The 756-nt window shown below is 71.2% G+C and carries 1 protein-coding gene; it reads left to right on the top strand.

Translation table 11 applies throughout. The annotated features are described in order from the left end of the window. Positions 1-4 precede the first annotated feature (4 nt). Positions 5-756, top strand: a 752-nt coding sequence (locus DBR34_RS22545; protein ID WP_258223792.1) for a PAS domain S-box protein, incomplete at its 3' end; no start/stop codon positions are given.

Raw genomic sequence — 756 nt, forward strand, 5'->3', positions numbered from 1 at the left:
GTCCATGCCTGTCGCTCCCTCCGGCCTGCCCCACCCCGCCGCACCCGATCGCCCGCTCGCCCAGGCCCTGCGCCGCGACCGCTGGCGGGTGGTGGTCGGTTACCTGGTGCTGGCCCTGGTGTGGATCCTGTGCAGCGATGCCGCGGTGCAGGTACTGGCGGGCGACATGGCCACCGCCGCCCGCTGGCAGACCGCCAAGGGCGCGTTTTTCGTGGTGGCCAGCGCCGGGTTGATCTATCTGCTGCTGCGCCCGCTGGCCCAGCACGTGCTGCACGCCCACTCGCGGCTGGAGTGCTCGGAAACCCGCCATCGGCAGATGTTCCAGGGCAATCCCGGGCCGATCCTGGTGTACGACCTGGACTCGCTGGCGATCCTGGATGTGAATCCGGCCGCCAGCAGCCTGTTCGGCTGGGACCGCGAGGCGTTCATGGCCATGCCGATCAGTGCGCTGTGGCCGCCGGGCGAGGAGAACCAGCTGGCCGAGAAGCTGGCGCAGATCCGCGCAGAGCCCGGCGAGCTGTGCGTGCTGACCGCCGACCTGCAGCTGCGTGACGGCAGCCGCCGGCGCATGGAGATGCGCAGCAACGCCATCGATTACGCCGGCCGGCCCGCCCGGCTGCTGATCGCCATCGACCGGACCAGCGAAACCCAGGCCCTGCGTCGCCGTGATCTGGCCTTGGCCCGGGTCGAGGAAGCCCACGAAATGGCCCGCATCGGCGCCTGGGAAGTAGACCCGGCCACCGGGCTGGGCCGCTA

The sequence above is a fragment of the Stenotrophomonas sp. HMWF003 genome (assembly GCF_003061285.1).
Taxonomy (GTDB): domain Bacteria; phylum Pseudomonadota; class Gammaproteobacteria; order Xanthomonadales; family Xanthomonadaceae; genus Stenotrophomonas; species Stenotrophomonas maltophilia_AP.